The organism is Corynebacterium efficiens YS-314 (assembly GCF_000011305.1).
Lineage (GTDB): Bacteria > Actinomycetota > Actinomycetes > Mycobacteriales > Mycobacteriaceae > Corynebacterium > Corynebacterium efficiens.
This window is the reverse complement of sequence record NC_004369.1, coordinates 543,495-560,069: the sequence shown is the minus strand read 5'-3', so window position 1 is coordinate 560,069 and position 16,575 is coordinate 543,495. Positions and strand designations below refer to the sequence as shown.

Annotated in this window: 11 protein-coding genes and 3 pseudogenes; 7 read left to right on the top strand and 7 right to left on the bottom strand. The window is 58.0% G+C overall.

Annotation, left to right across the window (positions count from 1 at the left end; translation table 11 throughout):
- Positions 1-133 precede the first annotated feature (133 nt).
- Positions 134-1,087: a GlxA family transcriptional regulator gene (locus CE_RS02755; RefSeq protein WP_231844060.1), complete on the top strand. Its 954-nt coding sequence runs from the start codon at positions 134-136 to the stop codon at positions 1,085-1,087.
- On the opposite strand, the gene CE_RS02750 is transcribed toward CE_RS02755, so the two are convergent.
- The 5 genes from CE_RS02750 to rpsL form a co-directional block, all read right to left on the bottom strand.
- A complete protein-coding gene (locus tag CE_RS02750) occupies positions 1,084-1,785 on the bottom strand; it encodes a hypothetical protein (RefSeq protein ID WP_006769809.1) in 702 nt (233 codons plus the stop codon). The genes CE_RS02755 and CE_RS02750 overlap by 4 nt on opposite strands.
- Positions 1,786-2,133: 348 nt before the next feature.
- Entirely contained in the window at positions 2,134-3,324 is a 1,191-nt protein-coding gene (tuf, locus tag CE_RS02745; protein WP_006769810.1) for an elongation factor Tu, read from the bottom strand.
- Between the two features lie 343 nt (positions 3,325-3,667).
- A complete protein-coding gene (gene fusA, locus CE_RS02740) occupies positions 3,668-5,794 on the bottom strand; it encodes an elongation factor G (protein ID WP_035109769.1) in 2,127 nt (708 codons plus the stop codon).
- 363 nt (positions 5,795-6,157) lie between these two features.
- The gene (gene rpsG / locus CE_RS02735) at positions 6,158-6,625 is read right to left on the bottom strand and encodes a 30S ribosomal protein S7 (RefSeq protein WP_006769814.1); all 468 of its coding nucleotides are present in this window, start codon (positions 6,623-6,625) and stop codon (positions 6,158-6,160) included.
- 6 nt (positions 6,626-6,631) lie between these two features.
- On the bottom strand, positions 6,632-7,000 hold the full coding sequence (gene rpsL / locus CE_RS02730; protein ID WP_006769815.1) for a 30S ribosomal protein S12: 369 nt from the start codon (positions 6,998-7,000) through the stop codon (positions 6,632-6,634).
- A 319-nt stretch (positions 7,001-7,319) separates the two neighbouring features.
- On the opposite strand from rpsL, the gene CE_RS02725 reads away from it, so the two are divergent.
- Positions 7,320-8,015, top strand: a complete 696-nt coding sequence (locus CE_RS02725) for a DUF1707 SHOCT-like domain-containing protein (RefSeq protein WP_035109818.1) — start codon at positions 7,320-7,322, stop codon at positions 8,013-8,015.
- A 28-nt stretch (positions 8,016-8,043) separates the two neighbouring features.
- Here CE_RS02725 and CE_RS02720 read toward each other — a convergent pair whose 3' ends face one another.
- Entirely contained in the window at positions 8,044-8,826 is a 783-nt protein-coding gene (locus tag CE_RS02720) for a helix-turn-helix domain-containing protein (RefSeq protein ID WP_006769818.1), read from the bottom strand.
- Between the two features lie 157 nt (positions 8,827-8,983).
- On the opposite strand from CE_RS02720, the pseudogene CE_RS02715 reads away from it, so the two are divergent.
- From CE_RS02715 to CE_RS02705, 3 genes and pseudogenes are all read left to right on the top strand, one after another.
- Positions 8,984-10,236, top strand: a pseudogene (locus tag CE_RS02715) (IS256 family transposase).
- A gap of 355 nt (positions 10,237-10,591) precedes the next feature.
- Positions 10,592-11,158 (top strand): annotated as a pseudogene (locus tag CE_RS02710) (transposase); the annotation flags it as partial.
- A 285-nt stretch (positions 11,159-11,443) separates the two neighbouring features.
- The gene (locus CE_RS02705) at positions 11,444-12,673 is read left to right on the top strand and encodes an IS110 family transposase (protein ID WP_006770550.1); all 1,230 of its coding nucleotides are present in this window, start codon (positions 11,444-11,446) and stop codon (positions 12,671-12,673) included.
- 30 nt (positions 12,674-12,703) lie between these two features.
- On the opposite strand, the gene CE_RS02700 is transcribed toward CE_RS02705, so the two are convergent.
- A protein-coding gene (locus CE_RS02700; RefSeq protein ID WP_173362560.1) for an IS3 family transposase occupies positions 12,704-13,905 on the bottom strand; the annotation gives its coding sequence in 2 pieces (ribosomal slippage) (positions 12,704-13,611 and positions 13,611-13,905; 1,203 coding nt in all).
- A 70-nt stretch (positions 13,906-13,975) separates the two neighbouring features.
- On the opposite strand from CE_RS02700, the pseudogene CE_RS14775 reads away from it, so the two are divergent.
- Both CE_RS14775 and CE_RS02690 read left to right on the top strand, forming a co-directional pair.
- Positions 13,976-14,656 (top strand): annotated as a pseudogene (locus CE_RS14775) (transposase); the annotation flags it as partial.
- A gap of 601 nt (positions 14,657-15,257) precedes the next feature.
- On the top strand, positions 15,258-15,641 hold the full coding sequence (locus CE_RS02690) for a hypothetical protein (protein WP_011075020.1): 384 nt from the start codon (positions 15,258-15,260) through the stop codon (positions 15,639-15,641).
- Positions 15,642-16,575 lie beyond the last annotated feature (934 nt).

Below are 16,575 nucleotides of genomic sequence, written 5' to 3'. Positions count from 1 at the left end.
GACATCACACACCAGTCTGCCGAGTGGGCTAGGCTATTGCCATGTCCTATCGGCCATAAAACATGAAGAATCGGACATCAGCTACATGAGAGCAAGATTTTAAACCACCCCGACCCACCCTATGGACCAGCCCATGAAGAAGATTGCCCTCCTGATCTACGACGGCGTGACCATGCTTGATGTCTCCGGCCCCGCCGAAACCCTGAGCCGCGCCGACGGTTATGAACTGACACTGCTCTCCCCCGCCGGCGGTTCCGTCACCACCGCCGCGGGCATCACCCTGAGCGAAACCCAGCCCGCGGCCGGGGTCAACCCCCGCGACTTCAACACTGTCATCATCGCCGGCGCCGATGAGCTGCCCATGTCCCCCATCCCCCCTGCGCTTCTCGACGCCACACGTCACCTCGCCGACGGCCCCCAGCGTGTCGCCAGCGTGTGCACGGGGGCGTTCATCCTCGCCGAACTCGGCTTCCTCAACGGCAGGCGCGCCACCACCCACTGGAAGAACGCCCAGGACCTCGCCCGCCGATTCCCCCTCGTGCGGGTCCAACCCGACACCCTCCACGTCCACGACGGCAAGTACATCACCTCCGCCGGCATCACCGCCGGCATCGACCTCTCCCTCTCCCTCATCGAGGAGGACCAGGGCGCGGAGGTCGCCCGCAGCATCGCCCGCGACATGGTGATGTTCATGCACCGCCCCGGGGGCCAGTCACAGTTCGCAGCCGCCACCCACTCACCTTCCGTGAGCAACCCCATCCTGCAGAAGGTGCTGGACACCATCCGCAAACAGCCCGGGAAACAGCACACCATCGCCGGCCTCGCCGAGGACGCCGCCGTCAGTCCCCGGCACCTGGGCAGACTCTTCCGTGAGGAACTCGGCACCACACCCACCTCCTGGTTGGAACAGTTCAGGCTCAGCATCGCCCAACAGCTGATCCTCGACGGCAACACCGTGACCGCCGCAGCCCGCAAATCCGGATTCCCCAGCGACGACAGCATGCGCCGCGCCTTCGAACGCCGTCTGCGCAGCACCCCCTCCGAATACCGGGCGAGGTTCAGCTCCACCTTCCGGTCCTCGGTCTAACCCTCCAGGAAGAAACACTCCGTGACCGGGCCCAGCTCCAGTCGTTGACCCCGCCCCGGCAGCTCAATCACCAGAGGCTCCCCCGGGGTGACGGTGACCAGCCGGGCCCAGGGATGCCGGGTCTGCTCCACGGTCCGGCGGGTGGGGGTGAACACACTGAGAGCACGGGAAACCACCACGGAGGTGCCACCTTCCACGCGGATGAGGAGCACGCGGTCGTCGAGAAGCTTCCGGGTCAACCCACCCAGGGAGGTCTCCTGCCGCAGCGGGTGCTCACTGACCCGTTCAATCCCCGTGACCACACCCAGCCGGTGGCGTACCTGCTCCCGATCATCGATGAGCAGGGGACTACCGACCTCACACCGGATGATGCCACTGTATTCCCACACCCCCGGCTGGCAAGCCACCCCAGATGCACCCGGACGCCGGACCACGACGCGGTGGGGATCGATCATCACCCGGCAGTCCGGCCCGGTGGTGTCTACGATGAACCGTCCGGTGTCCCCGTTCTCCACCCGCGGTGGCCGACGATGGCGCAACTCCCGGAGGGCCTCCACGAGGGTGTCATCATCTGTCCCCCACCCGACGCCCCGGTTCTGCAGAACACCGAAGAGGGTGGCCAGTTCCAGGTCCGGTTGTCCCTCCCAGGTCGCTCGAAGTTCCTCCAGGATGCGGGGTATGCGTGTGGGATCCTTCATCCGGTCGATGTTAGTCCACTGCTGTTGGCGATGGTGTGGTTCGTGCCGACCGCGGGGGTTTGGCAAAAACTGTTGGTTTGTGGCGGAAACGGGCTGATATCGGGGTTCTGGGGGCGCAAACCAACAGAATTTGTCATGGCCGGGTGCGGGTGGGATCTCGGTGTGAACGAAATCATCGGTTTGTGGTGGAAACGGTCTGATGTCGGGGTTCGGGGGTGCAAACCAACGGAATCGTTCACGCCCCCGGGGGAGCAAACAACAAGAAAGGCCCAGAGGAAGAAATCCTCTGGGCCTTTCTCAAGGGTTCAGATCTTCACGGTCATACAACCGCGGGATCTGAGGAGATCATTACTTGATGATCTTGGTGACGCGGCCGGCGCCAACGGTGCGGGAGCCCTCGCGGATAGCGAAGCGCAGGCCCTCGTCCATTGCGACAGGCTGGATCAGGGTGACGGACATGTCGACGTTGTCGCCTGGCATGACCATCTCGACGCCCTCAGGCAGCTTCACAACACCGGTAACGTCGGTGGTGCGGAAGTAGAACTGCGGACGGTAGTTGTCGAAGAACGGGGTGTGGCGGCCACCCTCATCCTTGGACAGGACGTAGACAGAGCCCTCGAACTCGGTGTGAGGGGTGTAAGCGCCTGGCTTGACGACAACCTGGCCACGCTCAACGTCCTCGCGCTTGATACCGCGGAGCAGCAGACCACAGTTGTCGCCGGCCTCAGCGGAGTCAAGGAGCTTGCGGAACATCTCGATACCGGTGACGGTGGTCTGAGTTGCCTTCTCCTTGATGCCGATGATCTCGACATCGTCGTTGACGTTCAGGGTACCGCGCTCAACACGACCGGTAACAACGGTGCCACGACCGGTGATGGTGAAGATGTCCTCGATAGGCATGAGGAATGGCTTGTCGGTCTCACGAACTGGGTCTGGGATGTTGTCATCGCAAGCCTGCATGAGCTCGAGGATCTGGCCAGCCCACTTCTCGTCGCCCTCAAGAGCCTTCAGAGCGGAGATGTGAACGATTGGAGCATCTTCGTCGTAGTCCTGCTCAGCAAGAAGTTCGCGAACTTCCATCTCGACGAGCTCGATGATTTCCTCATCGTCAACCATGTCGCACTTGTTCAGAGCAACGAGGATGTAAGGAACGCCAACCTGGCGAGCAAGAAGAACGTGCTCACGGGTCTGTGGCATTGGGCCGTCGGTAGCTGCAACAACGAGGATTGCGCCGTCCATCTGAGCTGCGCCGGTGATCATGTTCTTGATGTAGTCGGCGTGGCCCGGTGCGTCGACGTGTGCGTAGTGGCGCTTCTCGGTCTGGTACTCAACGTGGGAGATGTTGATCGTGATGCCACGCTCCTTCTCCTCTGGAGCCTTGTCGATCGCGTCGAAGGCGAAAGCCTCGTTGAGTTCAGGGTAAGCGTCAGCCAGAACCTTGGTGATAGCCGCGGTGGTGGTGGTCTTACCGTGGTCAACGTGACCGATGGTGCCGATGTTTACGTGGGGCTTGGTACGCTCGAACTTCGCCTTTGCCACTGTATGTCCTCCTGGACTTCGTGGTGGCTACGACTTTCGCAGCCACGAATTGGTTTTGCCTTCACTGTGAGGACCAGCCACAAGGACTGTGGAACACAGATCTAGCGCATTACAAAATGTGCCAGTTACATGATCCTAGGGGCACCGGCGGTCAAATTCAAACTACCAGTTACCCTGTGGACATTCGCAGGGTAACGGCCAGCAGAGTCCATCCCCACTGCCTGTGTAAAGAGCAGTTGGATGCATCCTGCGGGCCGCTACCCCACACCACCCTACGCGTACGCTGGCACGGCCCTGCACGCGGGGTGGGTGGGAGACGAACCTCCCGTTATCCGCTCAGGATTTAAGCGGTGCCGTTGCGCTCTGCGATGACGTCTGCAGCAACGTTGGTGGGAACCTCAGCGTAGGAATCGAAGACCATGGAGTAGTTTGCACGACCCTGGGTCTTGGAGCGGAGGTCACCGACGTAGCCGAACATCTGGGACAGCGGAACCTTGGCTTTGACCAGCTTGGCGCCGGCACGGTCCTCCATGGAGGAGATCTGTCCACGACGGGAGTTCACGTCACCGATGACCTCACCCATGTACTCCTCAGGAGTGGTGATCTCAACGGACATGATCGGCTCGAGCAGAACCGGCTTCGCCTTGGCGACAGCTTCCTTGAACGCCTGGGAACCGGCGAGCTTGAAGGCCATTTCCGAGGAGTCGACGTCATGGTAGGCACCGTCTTCGAGGGTGGCCTTGACGTTGACCAGCGGGTAGCCGGCGAGGTAGCCGTACTGCATGGCGTCCTGGATACCTGCGTCCACGGAGGGGATGTATTCCTTCGGGATACGTCCACCGGTGACGGCGTTCTCGAACTTGTAGATGGCGGACTCGCCCTCTTCCAGCTCTTCCTGTGCAGGTGCGTAAGGCTCGATGGAGATGATGACCTTAGCGAACTGGCCGGAACCACCGGTCTGCTTCTTGTGGGTGTAGCTGAGGGACTCAACCGGCTTGCGGATGGTCTCACGGTAGGCAACCTGTGGGTCACCGATGTTGGCCTCAACCTTGAACTCGCGCTTCATGCGGTCGACCAGGACGTCGAGGTGCAGCTCGCCCATGCCGCCGATGACGGTCTGGCCGGACTCCTCGTCCAGGTGGACGGTGAAGGTCGGGTCCTCTTCAGCGAGCTTCTGGATGGCGACACCCAGCTTCTCCTGGTCGGACTTGGTCTTCGGCTCGATGGCAACCTGGATCACCGGATCCGGGAAGTCCATGGACTCGAGGATGATCGGGTTGTTCGGGTCGCAGAGGGTGTCACCGGTGGTGGTGTCCTTCAGGCCGATGAACGCGTAGATGTTGCCGGCGTGTGCAATCTCAACAGGGTTTTCCTTGTTGGCGTGCATCTGGAAGAGCTTGCCGACGCGCTCCTTCTTACCCTTGGTGGAGTTCAGGACCTGCTCGCCTGGCTCAACCTTGCCGGAGTAGACGCGGACGAAGGTCAGCTTGCCGAAGAACGGGTGTGCTGCGATCTTGAAGGCCAGTGCGGACAGTGGCTCATCGTCGGAAGGCTTACGGGTCAGGGTGACCTCCGGGTCCTTCACGTCGATACCCTCGACCTCACCGGTGTCCAGTGGGCTCGGGAGGTAGTCGACGACAGCGTCGAGCAGTGGCTGGACACCCTTGTTCTTGTAGGCGGTGCCACAGAACACGGGGTAGACCTCGGAGTTGACGACCATCTTGCGGATGGCGGCCTTGATCTCCGGGATGGTCAGCTCCTCGCCACCGAAGTAGCGGTCCATGAGTTCCTCGGAGGACTCTGCGACGGTCTCGAGCAGCTTCTCGCGGTACTCCTGGGCGCGGTCGACGAGATCAGCGGGGATCTCCTCGACGGTGGCCTCGGTGCCGATCTCGGTGGTGCCGCGCCAGGTCAGAGCCTTCATCTCGATGAGGTCGACGACGCCGTCGAAGGCATCCTCTGCACCGATCGGGAGCTGCATGACCAGTGGCTTCGCACCGAGGCGGTCCTCGATGGTGCCCACGGTGAAGTAGAAGTCAGCGCCCAGCTTGTCCATCTTGTTGACGAAGCAGATACGTGGGACGTTGTACTTGGTGGCCTGACGCCAGACCTGCTCGGACTGTGGCTCAACGCCTTCCTTGCCGTCAAAAACAGCAACTGCGCCGTCGAGGACACGGAGGGAACGCTCGACCTCGACGGTGAAGTCGACGTGACCCGGGGTGTCGATGATGTTGATCTGGTTCTCGTTCCAGAAACAGGTCACCGCGGCGGAGGTGATGGTGATGCCGCGTTCCTTCTCCTGCTCCATCCAGTCGGTGGTTGCGCCACCGTCGTGGGTCTCGCCGACCTTACGGTTGATGCCGGTGTAGAAGAGGATGCGTTCGGTGGTCGTGGTCTTACCGGCGTCGATGTGAGCCATGATGCCGATGTTGCGGACCTTGTTCAGATCCTTAAGCACTTCTTGTGCCACAGTGGTACCCCAACTTGTTGGTTGTGGCGCTTCCCCTCCCACCGGGGCACCGGGAGTTGATCCCATCGGGTTCAGTTCCCGGTGCCCAGATGATCAGGTCAGACACCTACGGATAATTCTCTCGTTACATTTTGCCACTAAGTGGTGGTGCTGGCATAGTGCCAGCCGCAACCACGTGTAAGTTCCTGTGTAACACACTGCCCAGGCAGTGGCGACCGGAGAGGTCGCGGGGTTTTGATCTCCACTAATGAGACCAAAAGCCCAGTCACCGTTTCCCCACCATGACTGTGCGGTACGACCGTGGAACGGACGCAGTCGGACAGCCGGTGGGGAGAAGTGATTGGGCGGTCATGGCATTTCTTACTACCAGCGGTAGTGAGCGAAGGCGCGGTTGGCCTCTGCCATCTTGTGGGTGTCCTCGCGACGCTTCACGGAAGCGCCAAGGCCGTTGGCTGCATCCATGATCTCGTTGGCGAGACGCTCCACCATGGTGTTCTCACGACGCTGACGGGTGAAGGTCACCAGCCAACGCAGAGCCAGGGTGGTGGCACGTGCCGGGCGAACCTCGACAGGAACCTGGTAGGTTGCGCCACCGACACGGCGGGAACGGACCTCGAGGTCGGGGCGGACGTTGCCCAGAGCCTTCTCGAGGGTGCCGACCGGCTCGAGACCGGTCTTCTCGCGGCAGATCTCGAGAGCGCCGTAGACGATGCGCTCTGCGGTGGACTTCTTGCCGTCGAGGAGGATCTTGTTCACGAGCTGGGTGACGAGCTCGGAATCGTATACTGGGTCCTTGACTACAGGACGCTTGGGAGCTGCTGATTTACGCATTGTTTCTTATCCCCTCTTCGCGCCGTAGCGGGAACGAGCCTGCTTGCGGTCCTTGACGCCCTGGGTGTCCAGTGCACCACGGATGATCTTGTAACGGACACCCGGAAGGTCCTTCACACGACCACCACGGACGAGCACCATGGAGTGCTCCTGGAGGTTATGGCCCTCACCCGGGATGTAGGCGGAAACCTCGATGCCGGAGGTGAGGCGCACACGGGCGACCTTACGCAGAGCGGAGTTGGGCTTCTTGGGGGTGGTGGTGTACACACGGGTGCACACGCCACGACGCTGAGGGGAACCCTTCAGTGCCGCGGTAGCCACCTTAGCGGTCTTATCGTGGCGGCCCTTGCGGACCAGCTGCTGAATAGTTGGCATGAACCATCCTTATTTCGGAGTTGTTCTTTTTGCTGACGTGACGCCCGGGGGACGAACACGAAGGCTGAGCTTGTCGATGGCGAAGGATTTGAAAAGTGTCCAGACACGCAAAAAAGGGGGCTCTTTTTGGGGCCCGTCCAAACATGTCACGAACAACCTACTCAAATGCAAACATGCGCCACCGCGTCCCGGATAACCAGGGGCGATACCGCGCTTGAGTGCGAGGTGCCGTCAATTCCCAACTACAAGAGTGGGACTCAGCCACCCACATTATCAGCTACGACCGGAAAACACCAAATCCCTTGTTAGAATGGTTCATGTGACTGTTCCTCAAGGAAACGAACCAGCAAGGAAACTCGCCACTGACCTCAACCGAAACCAAGTCGTGGATGAGCTTTCTGAAGCTGTCTCCCGAGGTCAACTTACTTTGGAGGAGTTTGAGCAGCGTTCCACCAAAGCGTGGAACGCCCGTCATTTAGACACTCTTATAGAGCTAATTTCTGACGTGAACGACAACCCCTCCACATTGCTTGGCCAGCAATTTCCCGGTGCTTCCTATACGCCGGCGTCCTACGAGACCACTCCCCCAGCCATGCAAAACGCGGTGGATCCGGTCAATATTGTCCGAAACAGAATCACTGGCAATCCGAATGGCTCCAAAATGTCTTTCTCATTTATGGGTGGCACCGTGCGCAAAGGTGGATGGCATGTGCCTAATCTCCACACCTCCTTCGCCATGATGGGTGGCAATCAGATCGACCTGCGCGACGCCTTCCTGGAGAGCGACCGCATTCAGATCAACGCCTACACATTCATGGGAGGCATCGAGATCATCGTTCCCGAAGGCGTTTTTGTCATTTGTGACGGCATCGGCATTTTTGGTGGTTTCGAGCAGTCCGTGGACAAGGCCGGTGCGCTCAATCCCGCGCGCCTGCCAAACAATGCGCCCACGGTTCACGTCAAGGGCCTGGCGTTCATGGGCGGAGTCAGCGTAGTCACCAAGAGAAACATTTAGAAAGCTTGTCGACGCGCCCCTCCACCACCTAAAAGTAAATGCTCAACACATACCCCGGTGCACTATTGAGACTAAATGTCTCGTATTCGTAGGCCCGCTCCCCCAGTGTTGGGTGCCTAAAACGTTTGATGCCAGATCCGAATGACAAAACATCAGCAGACGCCCAATTCTGGCGGAAAACAGAACTTTTCTGATGGAGCTCGTCGATAAGCTCCTTTAAACCTGGCGCGCTGGGGCGTCGGGCGTACTCGAGGCGCAGTTTGGCTGCGAACTCCGCGCTGAACTGCTCCCGATCAACCCAAAACTCCGCGGCTGTTGCGCCGATAAAGCAGTGCCGCGCAGTGTTGGGCCGATCGGGCAAATCCCTCAAAATCGGGGCGTAAAGTTCCGCGCAGAGCTGATTTGTAGCCAAAATATCCATCTGCTCGTTGCGGATCCACGCTGGCTTATCTGTGACCGCATCAACGATGTCCTGGAGGGGTGCCGTTGGCGTCTCCACAGTAGGTAGGTTGCGCGGATGATCAGCGCGATACGCCAAGTTGTTCAGGTGCTCGCGCTCAATCGGGCTCAGCTGGAGGGCCTTAGCTAACGATTGCAAAATTTCAGTCGATGCACCTTTGAGATTGCCGCGCTCGAATCGGATGTAGTACTCCAAAGAAATGCCCGCCAGATCCGCGACTTCTTCCCGCCGAAGCCCCGGCACACGACGATCACTCCACGGCTGCGTTTCTAGTCCCGCAGCCGCCGGCTTAATCCGTGCACGCCTGGTGGTGAGGAAATCTTTAACTTCCTGTTTGAGCAGCTCATCCATACCCTGTCATCTTAGAGTGGGCTTTTTATATTTCCGGTGGAGTCCATTAGCGTGGTGTATCTGTAACTGCCGGTGAGGGACCCCATGAACACATGAGGCGACCACCGCAGGTACCTTTCGACTCAACTCCTACATATCCTCGAAAGGACAACCCACGATGGCCGCTGGACCCTATTCTATCGACCCCACCACCTACCTCGACGAATTGCTCGCCCAAGCATCCCCCGATCTCATGCGAGAAATGCTTCAAGGCTTCATCAACCAGATCCTCTCCACCCAAGCCGACCAGGTGTGCGGCGCCGACTACGCCACCGTGTCTCAGGACCGGGTTAACACCCGCAACGGATACCGCCACCGCGACTTCGACACCCGGGTCGGCACGGTCGATGTCGCGGTCCCGAAACTACGCACCGGATCGTTCTTCCCCGACTGGTTGCTGGAACGGCGCACGAGGGCTGAACGAGCGCTGACCACCGTGATTGCCACGTGTTATTTGAAGGGTGTGTCCACCCGGCGGATGAACGACTTGGTCGCCACCTTAGGGATCAATAGTCTCTCGAAGTCCCAGGTATCGGAGATGGCGAAAGATCTTGATGTCATGGTCGAAGAATTCCGCACCCGCCCTCTTGATACCGGACCCTACCTCTATGTTTCGTGCGACGCACTAACCATGAAGGTTCGCGAAGGCGGGCGAGTGGTCAAGACTTCTGTCCTGTTGGCCACCGGTGTCAACGCCGAAGGGTATCGGGAGTTGTTGGGCATGCAGGTTGCAACGAGTGAGTCAGTGGCATCCTGGACGGGCTTCTTCCGCGACTTGAAAGCCCGAGGGCTCAATGAGGTCTACCTGGTCACCAGTGATGCCCACCTGGGAATTCAGCACGCGATTGGTGAGGTGTTGCCGAATGCCTCGTGGCAACGGTGTCGCACGCACTTTTCCAAGAACCTGTACGGGATGGTGTCGAAAACGCAGTGGCCAACATTGTCGGCGATGTTCCACACGATTTTCCAGCAGCCTGATGCGGCATCTGTGTGGGCTCAGGCCAGGGATGTGGTGGAGTTCTGTCAGCAGAAGTTCCCGGATGTGGCTGATTACCTGGAAGAAGCCCTGGATGAGCTGCTGGCGTTCACGCAGTGCCCGAAGGCGGTGTGGACCAAGGTGTGGTCGAATAACCCGACCGAGAGGCTCAATCGTGAGATCCGCCGGCGCACTGATGTGGTGGGGATCTTCCCGAACCGGGATGCGGTGATCCGTCTGGTCGGGGCGGTGCTGGCGGAACAGCATGATGATTGGATCCAGCAAAGCGGTACATGTCGTTGACGAGCTTGGAGCAGACCAGGGCGATGATGACGGTGAATATCATCGATGCGGAGGCTGCTGCGCCTGAGGTTACGCGGAGGGAAGTGGCATGAACCGGCACCGGTTTCTAGCTCGTGATGGTCCGTGAGGTCGTTACGCTGCTTGTTTTATCGAAAGGGCAGATACACCACTCCCGCGGACGCTGATAATGGGAGTGCGGGACCGGAACCACTCGGAATGACCCACCTATGGACTGGCCACAGTCTGACTGTGTGCCTTCGTCAAGATTTGTCTTCCGGGCCGGTTCCGGCCCCGCACCGCGATCCGGTGATGCGGTCATGACCTCATAGGAGCGTGACCTCTCACCGTGACCACCCCGGCAGGTGCCATGGTAGTAGTCCCATCAGCGTCTTGTCTGCCCGACATCTCGGATCCGCGGCCGTAGGTAACCCCCTTCTGTCGAAAGAGATGCCCATGACAATCACAGATATCCCCATCCTGTCTCCCCCTATCGCCGGGGTCGACACCCATACTGATACCCACACCGTCGCCGCTATCACCGCTACGGGCCAGCATCTGGCGACCGAAACGTTTCCTGCCACCACGTCGGGTTATACACACCTGGCGAAGTTCCTGAACGCCCACGGTGTCGGCACCGTGGGGATCGAAGGAACCAACTCCTACGGGGCAGGACTAACACGCCATCTCGTTGACGCCGGCTATACGGTCGTCGAGGTGCTGCGCCCGACCCGCGCAGTTCGTCGGCGCAACGGCAAATCAGACCCAGTCGATGCCCTGGCTGCCGCCCGGCAAGTCCTCACCGGGGAAGCGTTGAGTATCCCTAAAGATTCGACCGGGCCAGTCGAATCGTTAAGAACGCTGCACATCACCCGGAAACAGTTGGTCTCAACGACCGTCAAACTCATGAATACGATCAAGTCGTTGCTGGTCACCGCACCCGATGACATCCGGGCCCGCTATACCACGATGACCAACCACGCCCTGATCATTGCCCTGTCTCGTTGGGGCCCGACCCCCGGAAAGTGGACGCTGATAATGGGAGTACGGGATCGGAGCCATCCGAAATGACCCCAAAGTGGACTGGCCACACTGTGTGCCTTGCTCGTGATCTGTCTTTCGGAGTAGTTCCGGTCCCGTACCGCGATCCGGAGTTTCGGTCATGACCTTATAGGAGCGTGACCGTTTCCGTGACCACCCTGGCAGGTGTCATGGTAGTAGTCCCATCAGCGTCTTGTCTGTCTGAAGCTCCGGATATGTGGATCCCCCGTGTCCCACCGCTTCAGAAAGCCCGTGAACATCATGCCCACACCAACCATTGACCTTGCTGGCCCCGTAGCCGGCATCGATACGCACACCGATACCCACACCGTGGCCATCGTGACCGAGACTGGTAAACATCTGGCGACCGATACCTTTCCCACCACCAGCAACGGATACCAGCAGGTCACCGAGTTCCTCTCAGCTTACAGCGTCGTAGCTGCGGGGATAGAAGGTACTAACTCCTACGGAGCTGGTCTGACCCGGCATCTTATTGGCCATGGACATGTAGTTTTCGAGGTTTTGCGTCCTACCCGTGCCCTTCGACGCCGGGATGGCAAATCAGACCCTGTTGATGCACTCGCCGCCGCCCGGCAGGTGCTCACCGGTCAAGCACTCAGCATCCCGAAAGACACCACCGGGCCAGTGGAGTCACTGCGCATGCTCCAGATTACCCGCCATCAACTGGTCGCCACGGCGGCAAAACTATTGACTCTCATCAAGTCTCTGCTGGTCACGGCCCCCGTGACTGTTCGGCAGCGTTATGCGACGATGACGACCACCACCCTGGTTATGACATTGTCGCGGTGCCGCCCACCCGCAGATGTCACTGATCCCGTCAATGGCACCTTAACCAGTTTGAAGAGCTTGGCTACCACCTACAACATGCTGCGGGCGCAATGCGATGAACTCGATAACAAGATCACCGATCTGGTCGAGGTCATCAATCCCGCGATGACACAAATTTTCGGCTGCAGGGCTGTTACTGCCGCAGAATTGCTGGTGAGCCTCGGTGAGAATCCACAACGGATCCGATCACAGGCTGCGTTGGCTCATCTGTGGGGCGTTGCACCTATCCCGGCGAGCTCAGGGCGGACGAACCGACACCGGTTAAATAGAGGGGGTGATCGCCAAGCCAACGCAGCACTGCACCGCATAGTCCTGGTCAGGATGCGTCACGATGAACGCACCAGGGACTATGTTCAACGTCGAATCAAAGAAGGGTTGTCGAAGAAAGAAATCATGCGGTGCTTAAAACGCGCCATCGTCCGAGAGATCTATCAAGTGCTGTGTCTGGGGCGACCTGTGAGACAATCCAGTGGGTTGCGTAGCGATGAATTCAGAGCTCTGCGCTCGAAAAAAGGGCTTTCACAAACCCAAGTCGCCAAGAAACTTGGATGCGCTCCAGCAAGAATTAGCGATATTGAAACCGGCAAGCGTCGACTATCGGAGTTGAAGTTAACCTACGAAGAATTCCTTAAAACTGCTTGACACACCATAGGAGCATCACGAAGGATTTAATCAGGAAGCAGATTTCAGGATAGCAGGACCACGCTCCTCAAACACCGCAGGGGCGAGATATCTGCACCAGGAATGCCGGCGCACCGTGTTATAGCGGGTACACCAGCGGAAGACGTCCCGGCGACAGAGCAACTGGTTCATGAATGTCTTGGAATCCTGGAGGACTTCCCGCTTCAGTGCTGCGTTGAAGGACTCCGCGAGGGCGTTGTCAGCACTGGTCCCGATTGATCCCATCGACTGCTTAATCCCGAGGTCTTTACAGGCGTCCTGGAATGCGTTCGACGTATAAACACTGCCGTGGTCCGAGTGAAAAATCGCACCCTTGAGGTTTCCGCGCTGGCCCTTGGCCATCAGCAGCGCATCCTGGACCAAGCTCGTGCGCATGTGATCTGCGATAGAAAAACCCACCAACCTGCGGGAATAACAATCAATAACCGTGGCCAGGTACATATTCGACCCATCCGCGATCGGTAGGTAGGTAATGTCCCCGACGTAGAGCTGGTTCGGCTTGTCGGCGGTGAATTTCCGACCGACAAGGTCAGGAAACACTGGTTTCTTCTGATCGGACACGGTGGTGGTGACCTTGCGTTTCTTGGTGTATCCACACAGTTTCAACGAGCGCATGATCCGGGCGACCCGCTTGTGATTCACGGGGTCATGATCTATCTGATCTTTGAGTTCGGCCGTGATCCGTTTGGCCCCGTAGCAACCATTTTCGGCGGTGAAGACAGTCGTGACCCGTGCACCGAGGATGGCGTCGGATATGAGTCGTTTTCTCCGGGCTGAGCTGCTGTTTTTCCATTTGTAATAGGAGGACCTGTTGAGTTTCAGGACTTCACATATCCGCTTAACCGAATGGTTCTTCTGGGCGTCGTCAACGAACTGGAAGCGGATCACCAGTTCGTCTCTTCCGCGAAATATTTGGCTGCTTTCCGCAGGATGTCACGCTCTTCGCGCAGTCGGCTGACTTCCCGTTCTAGTTGGCGGATCCGCTCAGCCTCGGTCACCGACATCGACGAGGGCGACTCCGCGGTGCCGGTTTTGGTGCGCGCACCTGTCCCGTACTTCTTTAACCAGTTATGAAGGGTAGCCCGGTTGATCCCGAGGTCAGCGGCAATGGTCTGAATCGAAGCCCCTGGGGAGTTCTCATACAAGGCGACAGCGTCGCGCTTGAACTCCTCTGTGTAGGTCTTGCTTGGCATGGTGGCAGATTACCTTTCCCAGCATCATGCTGGCATCAGGGTGTCTACCATCCGGGGGTCAGGTCCTGGCCGGCCAGGAGCGGACGATCACAACCCGGCGAATGCCGTTGCCTCCAGCCTGAAGATTCTTGCTACAACATACCTTCAGTTGCGTAGGCGATGCGATGAGCTAGAGGCCCGGATCAGTTCTCTTCTCTCACGGATCAACCCATATGTCAGCAACATAGTCGGCAGCGGCCCGCTGATCGCCGCTGAACTGATCGTCAGCATCGGTGAGAATCCAGAACGTATCCCATCCGAGGCGGCCCTGGCTCAGCTATGTGGCGTGGCACCACTGCCAGCGAGTTCTGGGCGTACCACCCGCCACAGACTCAACCGTGGTGGGGATCGGCGGGCGAATTCAGCTTTGTACCGAATCGCGGTAGTTCGCATGGGATGTGACCAACGCACCAAAGACTACGTGGCTAAACGCACCGCGGAAGGATTGTCGAAAAAGGAGATCATTCGCTGTCTCAAGCGGGCCATCGTGCGCGAGGTTTACCGCGTGCTGTGCGCACAGTCCAGCCGGCCTGAACCGAGGGATCTGCGTCGCCCAGACTTAAAGCAACGTCGTCAGGCCCAGCACCTGACTCAGGCAGAGATAGCGGATCGTCTTGGGTGCGCTCCTGCCAGGATCAGCGATATTGAAACGGGAAAACGCCCGTTGATGGAATTAACCACTGCCTACGAAAAACTTCTACAAAGCGCTTGACACACTATAGGAGCATCTTGACCGCGCGTCCACGAAACAGGTATCAAGCCCTACCGGCTGGGACTTCAAGACATCTCTACAGTGGATAACAACACCATTTCAATATTGTTACGCAAATTGAACTAAACCTTATCTTTTTTATAACAAAAGACATATATATGTAAATTTGGGAAAAAATATACATATACATGTTTCACTACCCCTAAGGCAAAATCGCCTTGTAGCTTAATTCAGCTACCAACCCGCCCCACCCCTTTAATCACTTGGAGTGCAATATGAGAAAGTTAGCTTCGCTAGCTGTCGCCGTAGCTTTATCTTTGTCTATCTCTCCCGCTGCGCAGGCTACCGAGATGGTCACACCTAAGGCTATGGATCGCATCGCGGTAAAGTGCAATGTGCACAAAATTTGGTCTTTTCCGAGCCTCGACAACTATGACGGCTGGGTTGTGGTCGGACATGCCTACCTTCCAGCCGAAGCTGAAAAGCGGGCGAATACCTTTGTCCCACTTGGGCACTACAAGCGGCACTGTCTCCCAGTTCCCATTGACCGCTTTCCGTTTGAAGGACTCCACAGAAGCTAAAGGATAAGGTTATCTAATTCATGCCGAAGAACTATGTTTTCCTCACTCATTTCATTGCAGAAGAAGGCGATGAAGAGCACGCGTACCGCACTTACCGCACGCGAGTGGAAAAACTCTCAGCCCTAGAGGGAGTAGAGGTAGTTTCAGTTTCTCAAGGCCTCCGCCAAGCCGATAAAGGATCCGTATGGGAATCACTTGCCAGTCAGTTTCAGATCGAACATGACGGTGCATACCCAGAAAACCATATATTGTGCAAGGTCATTACTGTCGTCACCCTGGACGATACTGCGGATTTTGAACAAGCAGCGGAATTCTTGATTATGGATGACCGAGATGCCGATATTGATCGTTATCCCAGTCGCGCTGAGGCCATCGAACAGGTGCTTCTTTCCGAAGACCAGTGAGGAGAGGTGTTGCAATAGAGAATGACTAGTAGAGTGTCGTGACTAATGTTCTGGGTACAGGTGGCGGAGCTTGATCCGTGCGTCCGTGGTGGTGAACTGCCAGTTCACGGGTCGTTGATCTGCATTGGTGGTGTCCTGCCAGCGACCGAGCTCGTGATTGAGGGTGTCGATGTCGGGTATCCGGCGGGAGAGGCATCTGTGTGGTCAAATATACGCAGACCGAGCTGGACGAAACCTATAAAGCGGGACTGTTAATGCGTGCAATCGGGAGTCAATACGCGAAGAAGTGCAGGGCAGTACGTGCCGAGTAGCGCTACAGAACATGCGCAAAAAGTGAGAGGGAACATGCGTGCGGTAGCGGGAGTCAATACGCGAAGATTTGAGGGTAAAAATACGCAGCCTTTCTAGCAGGGTTGCAGCAGGTGTTTGACCTGCGGTTATGCTTGCGACCGTCGTGGGCCTGGGGCCGGTTTTTGAGGGTAAAAATACGCAGCCTATTTTTCGTGTGGTCAAATATACGCAGACCGGGCTGGACGAAATCTATAAAGTGTCAAGCCCCGGGTTTTGTAGAGGGTCATTTACTTAAACATCAGGCCGCTTGAACCTGAAGCATTGTCCAGTCCTGATGCGCCTCTCGCGGCGGTCGGTAACCCAACGAGGAATGCAGCCGGCGGGTGTTTTACCACCCAATCCACTTCGAGGATTCCACGAGCACATCCGTTAACGACGGGTGGAGTCCATTAGCGTGGTGTATCTGTAACTGCCGGTGAGGGACCCCATGAACACATGAGGCGACCACCGCAGGTACCTTTCGACTCAACTCCTACATATCCTCGAAAGGACAACCCACGATGGCCGCTGGTGCCAAATGGGGTTTTGGGGTACCGGGATTCCGGGGATCGTGGTACCCCATTCTGATCCAGTGGTACCGCAG

Excerpts from the sequence above, each read along its gene's own strand:
- rpsG (WP_006769814.1), bottom strand. The coding sequence starts at position 6,625 with ATGCGTAAATCAGCAGCTCCCAAGCGTCCTGTAGTCAAGGACCCAGTA.
- CE_RS02720 (WP_006769818.1), bottom strand. The coding sequence starts at position 8,826 with ATGGATGAGCTGCTCAAACAGGAAGTTAAAGATTTCCTCACCACCAGG.
- CE_RS02755 (WP_231844060.1), top strand. The coding sequence starts at position 134 with ATGAAGAAGATTGCCCTCCTGATCTACGACGGCGTGACCATGCTTGAT.
- CE_RS02705 (WP_006770550.1), top strand. The coding sequence starts at position 11,444 with ATGCCCACACCAACCATTGACCTTGCTGGCCCCGTAGCCGGCATCGAT.
- CE_RS02690 (WP_011075020.1), top strand. The coding sequence starts at position 15,258 with ATGCCGAAGAACTATGTTTTCCTCACTCATTTCATTGCAGAAGAAGGC.
- CE_RS02750 (WP_006769809.1), bottom strand. The coding sequence starts at position 1,785 with ATGAAGGATCCCACACGCATACCCCGCATCCTGGAGGAACTTCGAGCG.
- rpsL (WP_006769815.1), bottom strand. The coding sequence starts at position 7,000 with ATGCCAACTATTCAGCAGCTGGTCCGCAAGGGCCGCCACGATAAGACC.